The following is a 16,443-nucleotide window of genomic DNA, read 5'->3' as shown; positions in this document are numbered from 1 at the left end:
TCCTTGTGGTTGGAAATGCCGGCCTGCATTCTCAATGCCGCAGAATGCCGCGATTCGGCCTCACCCGGCGCCTGCAATTGAACTTAAATCACAGACTCGGGCGGACAAGGCTGACAATCGGGACAACAGTGACTATTTCGTGACCATGGCCGAACGCAGCGAACATCGTGAACCAAGCTCGGACGAGCAGAGCCTGGGCAAACAGAGCCTGAGCAACCAGAATCTGAGCAACCAGAGTCTGACTGGGGCCACCGAGGCGCGGGGCCTGGAGGCGCTGATCTCGCGCGCGGCGCGGGCCGGCAAGGGGCCGGCGCCGGTCGAGCGCTGGAATCCCGATTTCTGCGGCGATCTCGACATGGAGATCAAGGCCGACGGCACATGGTTCTACCTCGGCACGCCGATCGGACGCATGCCGCTGGTGCAGCTCTTTTCCAGCGTGCTGCGCAAGGATGACGACGGCAAGACCTATTTGGTGACGCCGGTCGAGCGGGTCGGGATCCGCGTCGTCGACGCGCCCTTCATCGCCGTCGAAATGGACGTGTCGGGGAGCGGGGGCGAGCAGGTCATCACCTTCCGTACCAATGTCGGCGACGTCGTCGCGGCCGGCCCCGGTCATCCGCTGCGCTTCGTCGACGAGCACGAAACCGGGGGGTTGAAGCCCTATGTGCTGGTGCGCGGACGGTTGGAGGCGCTGGTGGCGCGGCCGGTGATGTATGAACTGGTCGAGCACGGCGAGGAGATCGACATCGACGGCAGGGCGATGTTCGCCGTCCGCTCGGGCGGCGAGGTTTATCCGATCATGCCGGCCGAGAAGCTGAAACGGCTGAGCGCGTGATGGACCAGGTGACGCCGGCGCCGTTTTCGATCGCAGACTTTCGGGCGCGCGTCGCCGCGCAGGCCGCGATCGGCCCTGGCGACGATTTCGGCGACCATCGCTTCAATCCCGGCCATCCCAGGCTCAAGCACATCAAGCCATTGCGCGACGCGGCGGTGCTGATCCCGGTGATCGACCGTGCCGAGGGCGCCATGGTGCTGCTCACCAAACGCGCCGAGAAGCTGCGCAGCCATTCCGGCCAGGTGGCTTTTCCGGGCGGCACCATCGATACGACCGATTCAAGCCCCGAGGCCGCCGCTTTGCGCGAGACCTTCGAGGAGATCGGCCTCGATCGTGGCCATGTCGAGATCATCGGCCGCATGCCGGACTATGTCGCGGGCAGCGGCTACCGTATCGTGCCGGTGCTTGCCATCGTGCGGCCCGGCTTTTCGCTGACGCTCAATGTCGACGAGGTCGACGCCGCCTTCGAGGTGCCCTTGAGCTTCCTTATGGACCCGGCCAACCACGCGCGCGACAGCCGCATGTGGAACGAGCTCGAATGGTTCTTCTACGAGATGCCCTATGGCGGCCAGCGCATCTGGGGCGTCACCGCCGGCATCATCCGCACGCTCTATGAAAGGCTTTACGGTTGAGCGCTGAGACGTCACTCTCGGGCAGGGCCGATTGGCTGGCCGACAAGCATCTGCAGAAGCTGCTTGCGGCGCTGAAGCAAGGCGGAGAGGAAGCGCGTGTCGCCGGCGGCGCGGTGCGCAATGCGCTGATCGGCCAGCCGGTCGCCGACATCGACATCGCTGCGACCACCGTGCCCGAGGAAACGATCCGGCGCGCCGAGGCGGCCGGCTTCAAGACTGTGCCAACAGGCATCGAGCATGGCACGATCACGGTGATCGCCGGCGGCAAGCCTTATGAAGTGACGACGCTCAGGGCCGATATCGAGACCGACGGGCGGCGGGCAAAAGTGATCTTCGGGCGCGACTGGAAAGCGGACGCCGAGCGGCGCGACTTCACCATCAACGCGCTCTACGCCGAGGCCGATGGCACGATCGTCGACCTCGTCGGCGGCGTTGCCGATATAGAGGCGCGGCGGCTGCGTTTCATCGGCGACGCGGAAGCGCGCATCCGGGAGGATTATCTGCGCATCCTGCGCTTTTTCCGTTTCTTTGCCTGGTATGGCGACGGACGGCCGGACGCGGATGGGCTGAAGGCCTGCGCAAGGCTGAAGGACGGGCTTGCGCGGCTTTCGGCCGAACGCGTCTGGTCCGAACTGAAGAAGCTGCTGTCGGCGCCCGATCCCTCGCGCGCGCTCTTGTGGATGCGCCAGGCCGGCGTGCTCACCGCCGTGCTGCCGGAGAGCGAGAAATGGGGCATTGACGCGATCCATGGCCTGGTCAAGACTGGAAAAGATCTCGGCTGGGCCGCCGATCCTGTGCTGAGGCTGGAGGCGATCGTCCCGCCCGATGCCTTACGCATGAAGACGCTTGGCGAGCGGCTGCGATTGTCGAACGACGAGGCCGACCGCCTGCGGCATTGGGCGTTGACTATTGCGCCGGATGCGAAGGTGACCGAAACCGAACTGGCCAAGAAACTCTATCACGGCGATCGCAATGGCTATGTCGACCGCATCCGGCTGGCGCTTGCCGCGGCGCGAACGCGTGCCGTCGAGGACAATCAGGCGATGATGGAAGCCGGCGGTTTCTCACGCCTGCTCAATTTCACGCTGAAATGGCAAAAGCCGGTGTTTCCGATCAAAGGCGCCGACCTGACCGCGCTTGGCGCCTCGCCGGGGCCGAAGCTCGGCGCGACGCTGAAGAACCTCGAGAAGGAATGGGTCGAATCGGGCTTCACCCTGGAACGCGGCGTGCTGATGGAGCGCGCCGCGCACGCGCTGGAGATCTAACCTGTTCAGGCGGCCGCGCCTGTCAATGGATCGCAACAGGGGCGAGCGCGCGGGAAAGGCTTGCCTCGCCCTTGCCGTAGACCGAGGGGTCGTAGTCCACCAGGGTGTCGGTGCGGGCAGTGTTGAGCAGGTCGTTCGTGATTTGCACCGGCGTCGCCTTGGTGAACTTGCTGCCGATGATCGCAGCATAGCCTGAGATGATCGGCGCGGCGAAAGATGTTCCGTAGAGACCGGTCTTGTCGCCCTCGACGCCGACCACCAGGAAGTGGCTCTGCACAGCCGTGTTGGAGCCGGCATAGTCGGAATACCAGGCGAGCTGGGCCTTGTTGGCTGTGGTGCCGTTCGTCGACAGCGCGCCGACGAAGATCGCCGTCGGTTTGCCGATCAGGGCAAGGTCGAGATAGTCCTGCTGGCCATCGGTGACCCCGCCGACGGCGACAGAGTCATTGCCGGCCGCCTTCGAGACGATGGCCGAACCTTTGGTGGCGTAGGAGATGATCGAGGACTCCTCTGGAGCCCACCAGATCTGGTTCGCGCTGTAGCCGGCGGTGGCGTACATGCCGTAGCTGAGGTTCAGCACGTTGAGGCCGCGTGCCAGCGAAACCGCCGTGCCCGTCGAGAAATCCTTGGAGCGGATGGTCGCGGCGGGAGCAATCATGCTTGCCTCCTCGCGCGTCCATTCGCCGTGCCGCTGGGTCTGCACGCCGACCCCGAAATTGCCGGAAAAACGCGACGTGCTGCTGAAGTCGTCGACCATTGTGATGGTGACGCCCCTGCCCTTGTAGCCGGCTGCCCATGCGGCGCCGACGTCGGGGATCATCCAGTTCTGTACCGTTTGCGTCGTGCGCGCGACCGGGATCTTTGCGCTCACGCAGATGGAGCCGCCGCCATGGCAGAGCGCGGCCATCTCGTCCGCGCTGAGGACCTCCTGCGCCGAGGCAGTCGGCGCCGAAAGGGCGGCTAAAGCGGCTGCAACGCCCAATTTCAGGGTCATTCTCCAGTCCAACGAGGACCGGGACGGGCGCGAATTTGGGCACGAGATGATGTTCATTTGCGGCTCCCGCAATCAGAATGTGAGACGGTAATTCAACCAGAGATGCATGGTCTCCGGCTTGGCGCTGACCAGATATTTCAAGGTTTCCTCCGGCGCCGTCTCGCCCGCCGCGAGCCGGCAATTGACGCTGTAGGTGCCCAGGTCGCCATAGTCGGCTTCGCAAGGCTTTTCAGTGAGTCCGCCGCCGATGGTCGAGGTGACGGAAAGCGACAGCGTGCTGTTCGGATTGGGATGGATCTGGGTGAGGAAGCCAAGCTTCAGGCTGGGCTCGATACGGTATTTCTCGGCTTGCTCGCCTGTGCCAAATCCCCAAAGAATGCCGGTATCGGGTGTGATCTGGGTAAGAAGATCCGCATGCATATCGACCCAGCTCGCATGGTACCAATGGGTGAACGATACCCAGCTTCCGCCCTGCAACTCATAGCCGCCATTGCCGAGGCTCCTGGCGCGATCGCTGAGTGGAGAACCCTGATGAATATCGACGAGCGAGGTCGTCCATTCCTGGGCCGTTACTGGCGACGCAAAGAGCAAGGCGCTCGACAGGAGCGCCGCGCAGAGACCGACTCCGATGTTGGACCGCTCGCGCATGCGCGAAGCACCTCGCCCCATCATTCCGGACAGCGCCTTGATGACGAAGGCTGCTCGGGCAGCCCCTCTGGCCGGATCATGGATCGGAGAATCGCACGTGCATCGTTACTGCAAGGTTATCCGAGCCGTTAGGAATATAAGAATTTGCTTGAATCATAGGGAAAATGTTTCTGCCGGCGACCGGGAGATCGCCGGCGGAGAGTTGGGCGCAGGCGTAAGCGGCGTTCCGCTCTTGCGTGTCGGCCCATCTGGTCGAATTCCGGAATTTGGCCGCTCAGGCGGCGTCGCGAACCTTTTGAATGCGCGAGCGGATCGCCTCGATCATCGTCTCGCGGATGATGGTCTCGCCATGCGTCTCGCGCATATGCTCGACGGCGCGGCGCATGACCTCCGCTTCCTCCTCGGCGCGCGTGTGCCAGTCACAGCCCGGAACCAGCGACCCGCATTGGAATTCCTTCATGATCCTTCCTTTCCTAGCGCAGGGTGGTTCGACCTTGGCCGCCCACCCCTGATGTCTTGTCTTGGCAGTCCGGGAGGGAGCGGCGCGCCTCTTCCGGTTAACCTGCCGGGCTATCATAACACCTGTGCAACGGTTCGGTTGCATCGAAAGTCCCCTGTCTCGGATTGGAAAGAAAAAGGCGGAGCGCTATGCCCCGCCTTTCCCTGCCGCCTGAGAACTGGACCTTCAGAGCAAGGCCGTTACTTCATGATCTTGACCGCCTCGGCGATCTTGTTCTTGCCGCTCATGTCCCAGGACACGCGGACTTTCTCGCCGGCCTGAATGCCGGGATCCTTGAAGGCTTTGGACAGCTTGAATGTGGATCCATCCTCCAGAACAAGGCTCATGGCCGTTCCGTCAAAGCTCTTGACGGTGCCGGTGGTGTGCTTGACCGCTGCGAAGGCGGCGCCGCCGGAGGCGAGAAGGGCGGCGGTTGCTGCCGTCACGATAAGCTTGCGCATGACGTGCTCTCCTGGAATGCGGGTGCCCGATTTGGCGAGGCACCTCGCGTGATCAGGGTCGTCAAGTCGCGTCGGGTCGCGGCCGCGGGAGACAAATGATCTCCGCTTCGACCGCCGGCGCTTCCCGACCCGACGACCTTAAATAACCCATTTTTTTCAAAACGATATTAGACGAAAAAGATATCGTCGCTGCCACATTGCCGGCCAAGATTCGGCGAATGGGACAGCAATGCGGCCATCGCCGCACTCACCGGATCGTTACGGCCATTTTACCTCGGGCGGCAGGCTGGACAGGATCGAGGCGACATTGCCGCCGGTCTTCAGGCCGAAGATGGTGCCGCGATCGTGAAGCAAGTTGAATTCGACGTAGCGGCCGCGCCGGATGAGCTGTTCGTCGCGCTCGCCATCGGTCCAGTTCCGGTTGAAATTGCCCCGTACCAGATGGGCATAGACGACGAGGAAGGAGCGGCCGACGTCCTGGACGAAATTGAGATCGGCGTTCCAGCCGCCCTTGTCCTCGTCCGAATGCAGCCAGTCGAAGAAAATGCCGCCGATGCCGCGCGGCTCGTTGCGGTGCGGCAGGAAGAAATACTCATCGCACCAGGCTTTGAATTTGGGATAGTCGGCGACGGCGGCGTTCTTCTCGCAGGCGAACTGCATGGCGCGATGGAAGGCGATCGTGTCGGGATCGTCCTGGGTGCGGCGACGATCGAGCACCGGCGTCAGATCGGCGCCGCCACCGAACCACTGGCGCGTGGTGACGACCATGCGTGTGTTCATGTGCACGGCCGGCACATTGGGGTTCCAGGGATGCGCAATCAGCGAGATGCCGCTCGCCCAGAAGCGCGGGTCTTCCTCGGCGCCGGGAATCTGCTTCCTGAATTCGGGGGAGAATTCGCCATGGACGGTCGAAGTGTGCACGCCGACCTTCTCGAAGACGCGGCCGCGCATCATCGACATGGTGCCGCCGCCGCCACGGCCTTCGTCGCGCTCCCAGGGAGTCTTTTCGAAATGGCCGGGCGACCAAGACGCTTGCGGGCCGATGAGTTCCTGCTCGAGCTGCTCGAAGGTGGCGCAGATGCGCTCGCGCAGGGCCTCGAACCAGAGGCGAGCCTTCATCTTCTTCTGTTCGATGTCGGCCGGCAGTCCCACTGGAAGGTCAGGTCGTTCCAATTCCGTCTCCAGTCACAGGCCCGCTTGCCTGACAAATGACTCGTTTTTTCTGCGCGCGATCCCTAATCTCTTAAAGGCAAGGGTCAAGTCCTGTCTGACCAAGGTGCAAAGGAGTTCCTTCGTGCGCACCCCGGCAAGGCCGCCGCTGGATGGTTTGAAGAAGAGGCTGGAGCGCTCGCGGGCCGAGCGCGCAGGCCAGCCACGCGACGGTTTCCTGCGCGAGACCTTCGTGCTGCCGAGGCCCGCCGCGCGCCTCAAGGCCAAGGAGTGGTTCGAGCGTTTTCCGAAACAGGCCTACTGGACCGAGATCGAAAGCTGGTTCGAACGCCCGGGCGATGTGATCGAATTCACCATGCGCCGGCTGCCGGCGGCGGATTAAGGTGCATTGATATTCAGGCGAGGCCGGCCTGCAAATGGCGGCTTCCAGCGCTTCCAGCGCTTCCGGTGCTCACGTACATTGCGTACGCTCCGCTCCGGTTCTCGGAAGCACCATTTTCGACTCGGCCTGACCTGAATCTCAATGCGCCTTGGCGACAGACTGTCAGCGCACCGCCAGCCTTCTCGCCCCCGTACCCTCCCGGGCCAGCCGGTCTTCCCTGTTCCTAAGCGGGCATTTGTCGATCGACATGCAGCCGCAGCCGATGCAATCCGTCAGGCCATCGCGCAATTTCTTCAATTGGCTGATCTTGTGGTCGAGCCCGTCGCGCCAGGCTGTCGAAAGCAGGTTCCAATCCTCACGTGTTGGCGTGCGCTCTTCAGGCAAGGATTGGAACACGGCGGCAATCTCGGCCAGCGAGATGCCGACTTCCTGGGCGACGCGGATAATCGCGACGCGGCGCAGCACATCGCGGCTGTAGCGCCGCTGGTTGCCCGACGTGCGGTGGCTGCGGATCAGCCCGCGCGCCTCGTAGAAATGCAGCGCCGATACCGCAACACCGCTGCGCATCGCCACTTGGCCAACCGTCAATTCCCTCGCTGGAGTCATTTCCCAAATTCCCGCTTGACCTCAAGTTAAGTTGAGCTTGTAGCCAAGAAATATCGATAGGGCAATTGCAGGAGAAGGCGATGTGCGTCTGGGCAAGAATGACGGCGGAAGGCACGGCGGTTCGGGATGGCGCGGAAGCGCGAAAACTATTTTCCGAACTGACGGAGCGCTTCACCCGCGACCATGGCGACCGACAGCGCGACATTGATGCTGCGCGCGCCCGCTCGCATCGGAATGGTCAGTCGCGCATCGGCCGCCTCATGGACCTTTTCCGTCACGCCGGCGGATTCGCGGCCGAACAGAAGGATGTCGCCGGCGGCGAAAGCAAAATCGGTATAGGCGGTCGCGGCCTTGGTGGTGAGCAGCACCAGGCGGCGCGCATGCGCCTTTCGCCATTCCTCGAAGGCGTGCCAGTCGGCATGGCGGGAAAGCGCCGCCATTTCGAGGTAGTCCATGCCGGCCCGTTTCAGCGCCCGGTCGGAGAGCGGGAAACCAGCCGGCTCGATGATATCGACACCGATGTCGAGGCAGGCGGCGAAGCGCAGGATCGTCCCGGTGTTGCCGGCAATGTCCGGCTGGTAGAGCGCGATGCGGAGACGATCGTTCATTTTCGCATCCTGCTAATAAGTGGCAGATCGGCCACAGGCATCTCCCGCTTTCGGCAATTTCTGGACTGGCGGATGGCCATTTTCTGCGAAGTCGAGTATATGCCCACCATCGTCAACCCGAACCGTATGGAGGGGAACACATGATGACCATGCACATCCAGCTCCCATCCGGGGCTCACGTATGCCCGCAGGCGGTTTCGGTACGACGATTCTTCTGACACTTTAAGTCCTCATCGCACCGATTCCCGCCGAACCCAGTTTTCGGCCTTCGAAGGAATCTTGCGATGTTTTTCAAACTGCCAAAGGGGCGCCGCGCCCCAGCTGAGCGTGTCGGGACCGACGCTAGTCGTCTCCCGGCCGATTCGATCCGCGCCTTCGGCCGAATGCCGATGGTCGAGGCCGCATCACCCTTTTTAACGCATTTGCATATGGAGGACGGGCCGATGTTCGATCCCTACAAAATACCTGGTTCAAGAAGCCTGCACGAGCGCAAGGCGGCCACCTGGGCGCTGCTGATCGGCGAGACCTATTCGTCGGCCGTGCATGCCGAGGAACGGCGCAGGCCGCATCGCGGCATGCTGCCGGACGTCGATTTCTCGCGCGCGGTGCCCGACCACAGCCGGCCCACGCTGGTGCGCCGGATCATCCGCCTGATCCGGCCGGGCGACAGGAGCCGGGCAGGCTCCAGCCTTTCGTCGGGAAGTTCGGTGCCGTCAAGGACGTCAAACGAGCCTGTCGGCGAAATGCCGGCGAAACCCTATATTGCGCGTAGCAAGGCCGGCGATGCGGATGATTCCGTATCGCCGGCCCGCAATGCCGCGCGGCTGCAACGCCTAGCCCATCAATCCCGCGCCGCGTGAGCGCATAGATAAGTCGAGTGCCCGGAATGTTCCGCTGGTTTGAAAACAGGCTCGATCCGTTTCCCGCCGCGGAGCCGGTCGAGCCGCCGAAGACGCTGATCGCATTCTGCGTTCATTATACGCGCGGCGTCTGGCCCTACATCGCCGTAGATGCGGTGCTGGTGGCGTCGATCGCTATCACGGAAGTGTGGATGTTCGGTTTCATGGGCCGCATCGTGGATTGGCTGTCAGCGCAGAACCGGGAAACTTTCCTGCAGACCGAGAGCTGGAAGCTCGCCGGCATGGCCTTCATCGTGCTGTTTGTGCTGCCCGGTACGGTGTGGCTGCGTTCGTTGCTTAACCAGCAGACGCTTATGGGCAATTATCCCATGCGCATCCGCTGGCAGGTGCATCGCTACTTGCTGAAACAGTCGATGGCCTTCTACCAGGACGAGTTCGCCGGCCGCATCGCCACCAAGCTGATGCAGACCGCACTCGCCGTACGCGACTGCGTCATGAAGCTGATAGACGTCCTCAACTACGTGATCGTCTACTTCCTTGGCATGCTGTTCATCGTCGGTTCGGCGGATTTGCGGCTGGCCGCGCCCTTGGCTGTATGGCTGATCGGTTATGTCGCCTTGCTGTGGCATTTCATTCCGCGGCTGGGCAAGGTCGGCGAGGAGCAAGCCAATGCCCGCTCGACCATGACCGGCCGCGTCGTCGACAGCTACGCCAACATCCAGACGGTGAAGCTGTTTTCGCACGCGCGCCGCGAAGCGACCTTCGCCAGGGAAGGCATGGCAGGCTTCCTCGATACCGTCTACCGCTCGATGCGGCTGGTAACGGTGCTTTATGGCCTGCTCTACATCCTGAACTCGCTGCTGCTGTTCTCCGTTACGGCGATCTCGCTGTGGCTTTGGCTGGGGCAAGCGGTGACGATTGGCGCGGTCGCCGTGGTCATCGGCCTCGTGCTGCGCATGTGGGGCATGTCGCAATGGATCATGTGGGAGATGTCCGTGCTGTTCGAGAATATCGGCACGGTGCAGGACGGCATCCAGTCGATCTCGCTGCCGCGCCTGGTCGAAGACAGGCCGGGCGCCAAGGACATCACCGTCGCCCAGGGCGAGATCCGCTTCGAGGACATCCGCTTCCATTACGGCAAGCAGAAGGGCGTCATCGAGAACCTGTCGCTCACCGTGAAGCCCGGCGAGAAGGTCGGTATTGTCGGACGCTCCGGCGCCGGCAAATCGACACTGGTCAATCTGTTGCTGCGCTTCTACGACCTGGAAAGCGGCAGGATCCTCGTCGACGGCCAGGAGATCGCGGCAGTGACGCAGGATTCGCTGCGCGCGCAGATCGGAATGGTGACGCAAGATACCTCGCTGCTGCACCGCTCGGTGAAGGAGAACATCCTCTATGGCCGGCCGGACGCGACCGACGAGATGCTCATCGAGGCGGCGCGGCGGGCGGAGGCGCTCGATTTCATCGGCGGGCTTTCGGACCACAATGGCCGCAAGGGTTTCGACGCCCAAGTCGGCGACCGCGGCGTCAAACTGTCCGGCGGCCAGCGGCAGCGCATCGCGATTGCCCGCGTCATGCTGAAGGACGCGCCGATCTTGATCCTCGACGAGGCAACCTCGGCGCTCGACTCCGAAGCCGAGGCGGCCATCCAGGAGAACCTCTACAAGCTGATGCAGGGCAAGACCGTGATCGCCATCGCGCACCGGCTGTCGACGATCGCGGCGATGGACAGGCTCGTCGTCATGGACAAGGGCCGCATCATCGAGGAAGGCTCGCATGAGGAGCTCGTCGCGAGGGGCGGGCTTTATGCCCAGCTCTGGCAGCGCCAGTCGGGCGGCTTCCTGCTTGATGACGTGCCGGCCGGACCCGATGCCAAGGCGCCTCAATCCGAGATGGCGGCGGAGTAACGCGATCGCAATTGCAGCAATTCCAGGAAAAATGCGTAGCGGTCGGGCTCGGCGGCTTCGCCGTAGCCTTCCGTCCGGAATGCGCAAAACAAAGACTTAGAGCGGCCCGGCGGTTCTGTGAGCCGTGGAGCCGCTCCGGCATCAAGGTTACGGCGATTGCCGGGAATCGTTCCCGGGCGTAACCACGACTTGGTCGGAGGCCTGCCGGCGGCCAGATCGTTCGCCGGCGAGTTTCCGGCGTCTATGAGAGAAAAATGTTCGACCGCATCTTCACCTGGTTCGAAAGCCGTTACTCGCCGGTGGCGCTGGCCGACGACAGGCAGCCGCCAATGGGGCTTTGGCGCTTCTACTGGTATTTCATAAGGCAGTTTCGCGCCGCCTATTGGCTGCGCATCGTCATCGTTGCCATCGCGGCGATAGTGGACGCGATGCTGCCGATTTTCGTCGGCCTGATCGTGGGCCTGCTCGCCAGCACCAAGCCCGGCGATTTCTTTGCCGCGCATGGGCCGCTGCTCGCCATGATGGCCTTCGTCGTGCTGCTGCGTCCGCTGTCGATGGTTGTTGATGGTCTCATCCGCAATCACGCCATCGCGCCGAACCTCATCGACCTCATCCGCTGGCAGAGCCATTGGCATGTCGTGCGCCAGGACTGGTCGTTCTTCCAGAACGACTTTGCCGGCCGCATCGGAACCAAGGTGATGCAGAGCGGCGATTCGATGGAGATGAGCGTCAACCTCACCGTCGATGCCGTCTGGTATGCGCTGGTCTTCGTTGCGGTTGCCATTGTGGTGCTGGCGCGGCTCGACCCGCTTCTGCTGGCCGTGGTGGCGGTGTGGCTGGTGGTCTATTGCCTGATCTTCTGGTCTGCGATGCCCAGGATCACGCAACGCTCGTCCCAGCTGTCGGAGCGGTGGTCGCAGGTGAGCGGCCGCATGGTCGACAGCTACACCAACATCCTGACGCTCAAGACATTCTCGACCGGCGAGCATGAAGACAAATATGTCTCGCAAGCGGTGGTCGAGCACGCCGACACGTTTTACCAGTTGATGCGCGTTTTCACGCTGATGTGGTCGGCCTTGTTCATCCTCAACGCGGCGCTGCTTATCGCCGTGAGCTGGCTGGCGCTCGCCGGCTGGAACGCCGGCGCCATGACCACCGCGGCCGTGGCGACCGCGATACCGTTCGCGCTGCAGATTGCCAACATCTCCGGCAGGATCCTCGATGTCGGCGCCAACGTCTTCCGGCAGATCGGCGTCGCCAGCAACTCGATGACGACGATCGCGCGGCCGATCGTCATGCAGGACCAGCCTGACGCACCGGCCCTCGTCGTGGCCGCCGGCGGCATCGAGTTCGACCGGGTGAACTTCAACTACTGGCGCAAGGACGGCAAAGGCGGCGTCATCGACGATCTGTCGCTGAAGATCGCGCCGGGCGAGCGGGTCGGCCTGATCGGCCGTTCGGGAGCCGGCAAGTCGACGCTGGTCAATCTCGTGCTGCGGCTGTTCGACGTGCAGGACGGCAAGGTGCTGATCGACGGGCAGGACATCCGCAACGTCTCGCAAGAAAGCGTTCGCGCGGCGATCGGCTTCGTCAACCAGGACACCTCGCTCTTGCATCGATCCGTTCGCGAGAACCTCAAATATGGACGCCAGTCAGCCAGCGACGAGGCGATGTTCAGCGCCGCCAAGGCCGCCCAGATCGACGATGTGATCGCGGGGCTGACCGATCCGCATGGGCAGAGCGGCTATGAGGCGCTTGTCGGCGAACGCGGTGTGAAGCTGTCCGGCGGGCAGCGGCAACGCATCGCAATTGCCCGCGTCATGCTGAAGGACGCGCCGATCCTTATCCTCGACGAGGCCACGTCCGCGCTCGATTCGGAAGTGGAGGCCGCCATCCAGGAGAACCTCTACAAGCTCATGCAGGGCAAGACCGTCATCGCCATCGCCCACCGCCTGTCGACCATCGCGGCGATGGACAGGCTGGTGGTGATGGACAAGGGGCGCATCGTCGAGGACGGCTCGCATGAGGCGCTGATCGCCAAAGGCGGGCTCTATGCCCAGCTCTGGCGGCGTCAGTCGGGCGGTTTCCTGCTCGAGGAAAAGCAGGCGGCCGACGGTTTGGCGACGAAAGGTGAAGCCGCAGAATGATGCAGGCCATCTATCGCTGGTTCGAGCATTTGGTCTACCCGTTCCGCGAGCCCGCGAATCTGCGACCGCCCGCCAGCGTCGGCGGCTTCCTCTGGCACTATGTCGGGCAGGCGAAGCTCGCCTTCTTCGCCATGCTGATCATCGGCGGGATCGCGCCGCTGGTCGAGGCCGGCCTCTTCTATTTCGTCGGAAGGCTGGTCGATATCCTCGATCAGTTACCGGGCGAACGCAGCTGGCATGCGCTTTGGGCTGCTGCGGGGCCAGAGCTTCTGTTCATGGGCGCGGTGGTGCTTGTCATCCGCACCGCTGTCGTCGGCCTGTCGGCGTTAGTCGACGAGCAGACGATCACGCCCGGCTTCTACAATCTGGTGCGCTGGCAGGCGCACCGGCATGTCTCGCGCCAGTCCTATGCCTTCTTCCAGAATGATTTCGCTGGCCGCATCGCGACAAAAGTCTGGCAGGCGGGGCAGGCGACCGGCGACCTGATGGAAAGCTTCATCGAGGTCGTGTGGTTCATGATCGTCTATACGGTGACGACGCTGGCGCTGGTCGCGGGGCTGGATCTGCGACTGGCGGTCATGGTGGTGATCTGGATCGCCGCGTTCGGCTGGCTGGCAAAACTCTATCTGCCGGCGATCCGCAAGCATGCTGAGGCGACGGCCGAGGCGGGCTCGATGATCACCGGCCGCATCGTCGATTCCTATTCCAACGTGCAGACACTGAAGCTGTTTTCGGCCGATGGCGACGATCGCTATATCCGCGGCGGCTTCGGCATCTATCTCGACGCGCTGCGGCCGTTCACGCGCCGGCTGACCGGCGTGCGCATGGCGCTCACCATGCTCTCCGGCATCATGATCACCGCGATCGCGGCCTTCGCCATCTATCTGTGGGTCGAAGGCTCGATCACAGTCGGCGCCGTCGCCTTCACCCTGTCGCTGGTGCTGAGGCTCAACATGCTGCTCGGGCGGCTGATGATGCAGCTCAACGGCATCCTGCGAAATCTCGGCGTGCTGGAGAATTCCAAGGCGCTGATCTCGCAGCCGCTCGGCCTGACCGACGCGCCTGACGCCAAGGAACTGGTCGTCACCGGCGGCCGCATCGACGTCAGCAACGTCACCTTCCATTACGGCAAGGGGGCAGGGGTGCTTGACGGCATCGACCTCGTCGTGCGTCCGGGCGAGAAGGTCGGCCTAGTCGGCCCGTCCGGCGCCGGCAAGACGACCTTGGCCAACCTGATCCTGCGCCTCTACGACCTGGAGGGCGGCCAGATCCTGATCGACGGCCAGGATATTGCCGGGGTCACGCAGAACTCGTTGCGCAGCAATATCGGCGTCGTCAGCCAGGATACAGCACTGTTCCACCGCTCGCTGCGCGACAACATCAAGCTCGGCATGCCGGACGCCACCGATGCGCAAGTGATCGCCGCGGCCAGGAAGGCTGAGGCGCATGAATTCATCCTGGGACTGCGCGACACCAGAGACCGCGCCGGCTACGAGGCCTATGTCGGCGAGCGCGGCGTAAAGCTCTCCGGCGGCCAGCGGCAGCGCGTCGCCATCGCGCGCGTCTTCCTCAAGGATGCGCCGATCCTGATCCTCGACGAGGCGACCTCGGCGCTCGATTCGGACATTGAGGCGGCGATCCAGGAGAACCTGACCAAGCTGATGGAAAACAAGACAGTGATCGCCATCGCGCACCGGCTGTCCACCATCGCAGCGCTCGACCGGTTGGTGGTGCTTGACGGCGGCCGCATCGTCGAACAGGGCACGCATGACGAATTGGTTGCGCTCGACGGCCTTTACGCGCGGCTCTGGAAACGCCAGTCCGGCGGCTTCCTGTTCAACGAGGAAAGCGCGCTGGAAGAGACGCGGCCGGCGGAGTAGAACGGCACCATGTCGGTACGCATGCCCACCAATTTCGGACGGTCAGGCGCGCAGGAAAGCGCCCTCGATCTCCTCGGCCACGAGATCCTCGCCGAAAAGGCTGCCGCGCTCGGCCGCGCCGGCCAGCGCGTGGAGCAAACCCTTGCCAAATTGCGCGAAGGCGGCGAGGGCGAGCATCGCAACCGGCTGCTCAAGGAAGCGGCCGCGGCCGTCCACGCCTATTTCATCCAGCGCGAGCTTTGCGGTCTGCGCAAGCATGATGCCGTGATCCGCGAATACGACATCCCAAGGGCTGTGCTGGTCAGGCTCGGCGCCAGCTAAACAGCTATTCCAGCCACTCGGTGATGAAGTGGCCGTTCTCGTGGATGTCGGTGCTTTCGAGCGGGCCGGGGCCGAGATTGGTGAATTTGTGTGGCGTGTCGGGCGGCACGATCAGGATCTGTCCGGCCGTGGCCTTGATCTCCTGGTCGCCGATCGTGAACAGGCCGGTGCCGGAGCGGATGACGAAGATTTCCGCATACGGATGTTTGTGCAGGCGCGGGCCGCCGCCGATCGTCGGCTGATAGTTGAAGATCAGGCAGGAATTGGCACCGAACTGGCCGCATTGCAGCTCGCCTATCCAGAGGTCGGGGGCGTCGGCCCAGCTGTAGCGTTCAATGACATACGCCATGACGGCAGAATAGACCGGGCCAGCAGCCGATGTCGAGGCGAACACCGGCCCGATTTCTCCCCGGATTTCCCGCTGTTCCACCCTGTCCGGCGGCCGGGCCGGGATGCATCGGCAACGGCCGCCGCGCATGCCCGCGACAATCTGCCCTTGTGGTCTCACCCCGCTGGACAAAAACGGGCCGCACGCATAAACCGAACTCCAAATGCCGGAGGAATTCGCTAGCCTGTTCGCCATGCGCTGTCGGGCAGGTGCGATTGAGCGGGGACAAGGCTCGGCCTCCGGTTAGGAAGAGGCGAAAGGATCAGGCACCCGTGAGCGCAACCGACATCCACGATCCCAACCGTCGCGATTTTCTCTATGTAGCGACCGGCATGGCCGCCGTTGTCGGCGCTGGAGCCGTCGCGTGGCCATTCATCGACCAGATGCGCCCCGATGCCTCGACGCTGGCGCTTGCTTCGGTCGAGGTCGATGTCTCCTCGCTGCAGCCGGGCAGCTCGCTGATCGTCAAATGGCGCGGCAAGCCGGTGGTGGTGCGTAACCGCACCGAAAAGGAAATGAAGGACGGCGAGGCCGTCAATCTCGCCGATCTCAAGGATCCGATCGCGCGCAATGCCAACCTGCCGGCCGACGCGCCGGCGACCGACGCCAACCGCACCACGCCGGGCAAGGAAGCCTGGATGGTGATGGTGCAGGTCTGCACCCATCTCGGCTGCATCCCGCTCGGCCAGGAAGGCGATTTCGGCGGCTGGTTCTGCCCGTGCCACGGTTCGCAATACGACACCGCCGGCCGCATCCGCAAAGGCCCGGCGCCGGAGAACATGGCGATCCCGGTCTTCAAGTTCATTTCCGATACCAAGATCCTTATCGGTTGAGGCAGGG

At 63.4% G+C, this 16,443-nt stretch carries 18 protein-coding genes; 10 read left to right on the top strand and 8 right to left on the bottom strand.

What is annotated here, in order from left to right; all coding sequences use genetic code 11:
- The first annotated feature begins 145 nt into the window (after nt 1-145).
- Genes LB553_RS23870 through LB553_RS23860 form a run of 3 tightly spaced genes read left to right on the top strand, consistent with a single transcriptional unit; the run spans nt 146 to nt 2,732 of the window.
- Entirely contained in the window at nt 146-835 is a 690-nt protein-coding gene (locus LB553_RS23870; RefSeq protein WP_224516768.1) for a DUF1285 domain-containing protein, read from the top strand.
- Nucleotides 835-1,467: a CoA pyrophosphatase gene (locus LB553_RS23865; protein ID WP_224516740.1), complete on the top strand. Its 633-nt coding sequence runs from the start codon at nt 835-837 to the stop codon at nt 1,465-1,467. Before LB553_RS23870 ends, LB553_RS23865 begins: the two co-directional genes overlap by 1 nt.
- Entirely contained in the window at nt 1,464-2,732 is a 1,269-nt protein-coding gene (locus LB553_RS23860; RefSeq protein ID WP_224516739.1) for a CCA tRNA nucleotidyltransferase, read from the top strand. The genes LB553_RS23865 and LB553_RS23860 overlap by 4 nt, the downstream gene beginning before the upstream one ends.
- A 22-nt stretch (nt 2,733-2,754) precedes the next feature.
- On the opposite strand, the gene LB553_RS23855 is transcribed toward LB553_RS23860, so the two are convergent.
- The 5 genes from LB553_RS23855 to hemF form a co-directional block, all read right to left on the bottom strand.
- Nucleotides 2,755-3,726, bottom strand: a complete 972-nt coding sequence (locus tag LB553_RS23855) for a S8/S53 family peptidase (RefSeq protein ID WP_224516738.1) — start codon at nt 3,724-3,726, stop codon at nt 2,755-2,757.
- 72 nt (nt 3,727-3,798) lie between these two features.
- Nucleotides 3,799-4,374 carry a hypothetical protein gene (locus LB553_RS23850; protein ID WP_224516737.1) on the bottom strand — a complete coding sequence of 192 codons (576 nt, stop codon included), beginning with the start codon at nt 4,372-4,374 and terminating at the stop codon, nt 3,799-3,801.
- 274 nt (nt 4,375-4,648) lie between these two features.
- Nucleotides 4,649-4,834, bottom strand: a complete 186-nt coding sequence (locus LB553_RS23845; protein WP_040989704.1) for a DUF1059 domain-containing protein — start codon at nt 4,832-4,834, stop codon at nt 4,649-4,651.
- 239 nt (nt 4,835-5,073) lie between these two features.
- Nucleotides 5,074-5,334: a DUF1344 domain-containing protein gene (locus tag LB553_RS23840; RefSeq protein ID WP_224516736.1), complete on the bottom strand. Its 261-nt coding sequence runs from the start codon at nt 5,332-5,334 to the stop codon at nt 5,074-5,076.
- A 258-nt stretch (nt 5,335-5,592) separates the two neighbouring features.
- Nucleotides 5,593-6,507, bottom strand: coding sequence for an oxygen-dependent coproporphyrinogen oxidase (gene hemF, locus LB553_RS23835; RefSeq protein WP_224516735.1), 915 nt, complete (start codon nt 6,505-6,507; stop codon nt 5,593-5,595).
- Nucleotides 6,508-6,628: 121 nt separating this feature from the next.
- On the opposite strand from hemF, the gene LB553_RS23830 reads away from it, so the two are divergent.
- Nucleotides 6,629-6,886, top strand: coding sequence for a hypothetical protein (locus LB553_RS23830; protein ID WP_112099415.1), 258 nt, complete (start codon nt 6,629-6,631; stop codon nt 6,884-6,886).
- A gap of 162 nt (nt 6,887-7,048) precedes the next feature.
- Here the strand turns inward: LB553_RS23830 and soxR are convergent, their stop codons facing one another.
- Together soxR and LB553_RS23820 are read right to left on the bottom strand one after the other, a co-directional pair.
- Entirely contained in the window at nt 7,049-7,492 is a 444-nt protein-coding gene (gene soxR / locus LB553_RS23825) for a redox-sensitive transcriptional activator SoxR (RefSeq protein ID WP_224516734.1), read from the bottom strand.
- 146 nt (nt 7,493-7,638) lie between these two features.
- Nucleotides 7,639-8,100 carry a tRNA (cytidine(34)-2'-O)-methyltransferase gene (locus tag LB553_RS23820; protein ID WP_224516733.1) on the bottom strand — a complete coding sequence of 154 codons (462 nt, stop codon included), beginning with the start codon at nt 8,098-8,100 and terminating at the stop codon, nt 7,639-7,641.
- A gap of 443 nt (nt 8,101-8,543) precedes the next feature.
- Here LB553_RS23820 and LB553_RS23815 point away from each other — a divergent pair, with 443 nt between their 5' ends.
- From LB553_RS23815 to LB553_RS23795, 5 genes are all read left to right on the top strand, one after another.
- Nucleotides 8,544-8,960 (top strand): hypothetical protein, encoded by a 417-nt coding sequence (locus LB553_RS23815; RefSeq protein WP_224516732.1) that lies wholly within the window; start codon nt 8,544-8,546, stop codon nt 8,958-8,960.
- 26 nt (nt 8,961-8,986) lie between these two features.
- Nucleotides 8,987-10,867: an ABC transporter ATP-binding protein gene (locus tag LB553_RS23810; RefSeq protein WP_224516731.1), complete on the top strand. Its 1,881-nt coding sequence runs from the start codon at nt 8,987-8,989 to the stop codon at nt 10,865-10,867.
- A gap of 254 nt (nt 10,868-11,121) precedes the next feature.
- Nucleotides 11,122-13,014, top strand: coding sequence for an ABC transporter ATP-binding protein (locus LB553_RS23805; protein WP_224516730.1), 1,893 nt, complete (start codon nt 11,122-11,124; stop codon nt 13,012-13,014).
- Nucleotides 13,011-14,894: an ABC transporter ATP-binding protein gene (locus tag LB553_RS23800; protein WP_224516729.1), complete on the top strand. Its 1,884-nt coding sequence runs from the start codon at nt 13,011-13,013 to the stop codon at nt 14,892-14,894. Before LB553_RS23805 ends, LB553_RS23800 begins: the two co-directional genes overlap by 4 nt.
- Nucleotides 14,895-14,903: 9 nt before the next feature.
- Nucleotides 14,904-15,215 (top strand): DUF6665 family protein, encoded by a 312-nt coding sequence (locus tag LB553_RS23795; protein ID WP_224516728.1) that lies wholly within the window; start codon nt 14,904-14,906, stop codon nt 15,213-15,215.
- Between the two features lie 4 nt (nt 15,216-15,219).
- Here LB553_RS23795 and LB553_RS23790 read toward each other — a convergent pair whose 3' ends face one another.
- Nucleotides 15,220-15,564 (bottom strand): cupin domain-containing protein, encoded by a 345-nt coding sequence (locus LB553_RS23790; protein WP_224516767.1) that lies wholly within the window; start codon nt 15,562-15,564, stop codon nt 15,220-15,222.
- Nucleotides 15,565-15,875: 311 nt separating this feature from the next.
- Between LB553_RS23790 and petA the strand changes: the two genes are divergently transcribed.
- Complete coding sequence (gene petA, locus LB553_RS23785; RefSeq protein ID WP_112126775.1) at nt 15,876-16,436, top strand: ubiquinol-cytochrome c reductase iron-sulfur subunit; 561 nt, start codon at nt 15,876-15,878, stop codon at nt 16,434-16,436.
- Nucleotides 16,437-16,443: the final 7 nt, after the last annotated feature.

Origin of the sequence: Mesorhizobium sp. CA8, from assembly GCF_020164955.1 — a bacterium.
Lineage (GTDB): Bacteria > Pseudomonadota > Alphaproteobacteria > Rhizobiales > Rhizobiaceae > Mesorhizobium.
This window is presented reverse-complemented; position numbering and strand designations above follow the sequence as displayed.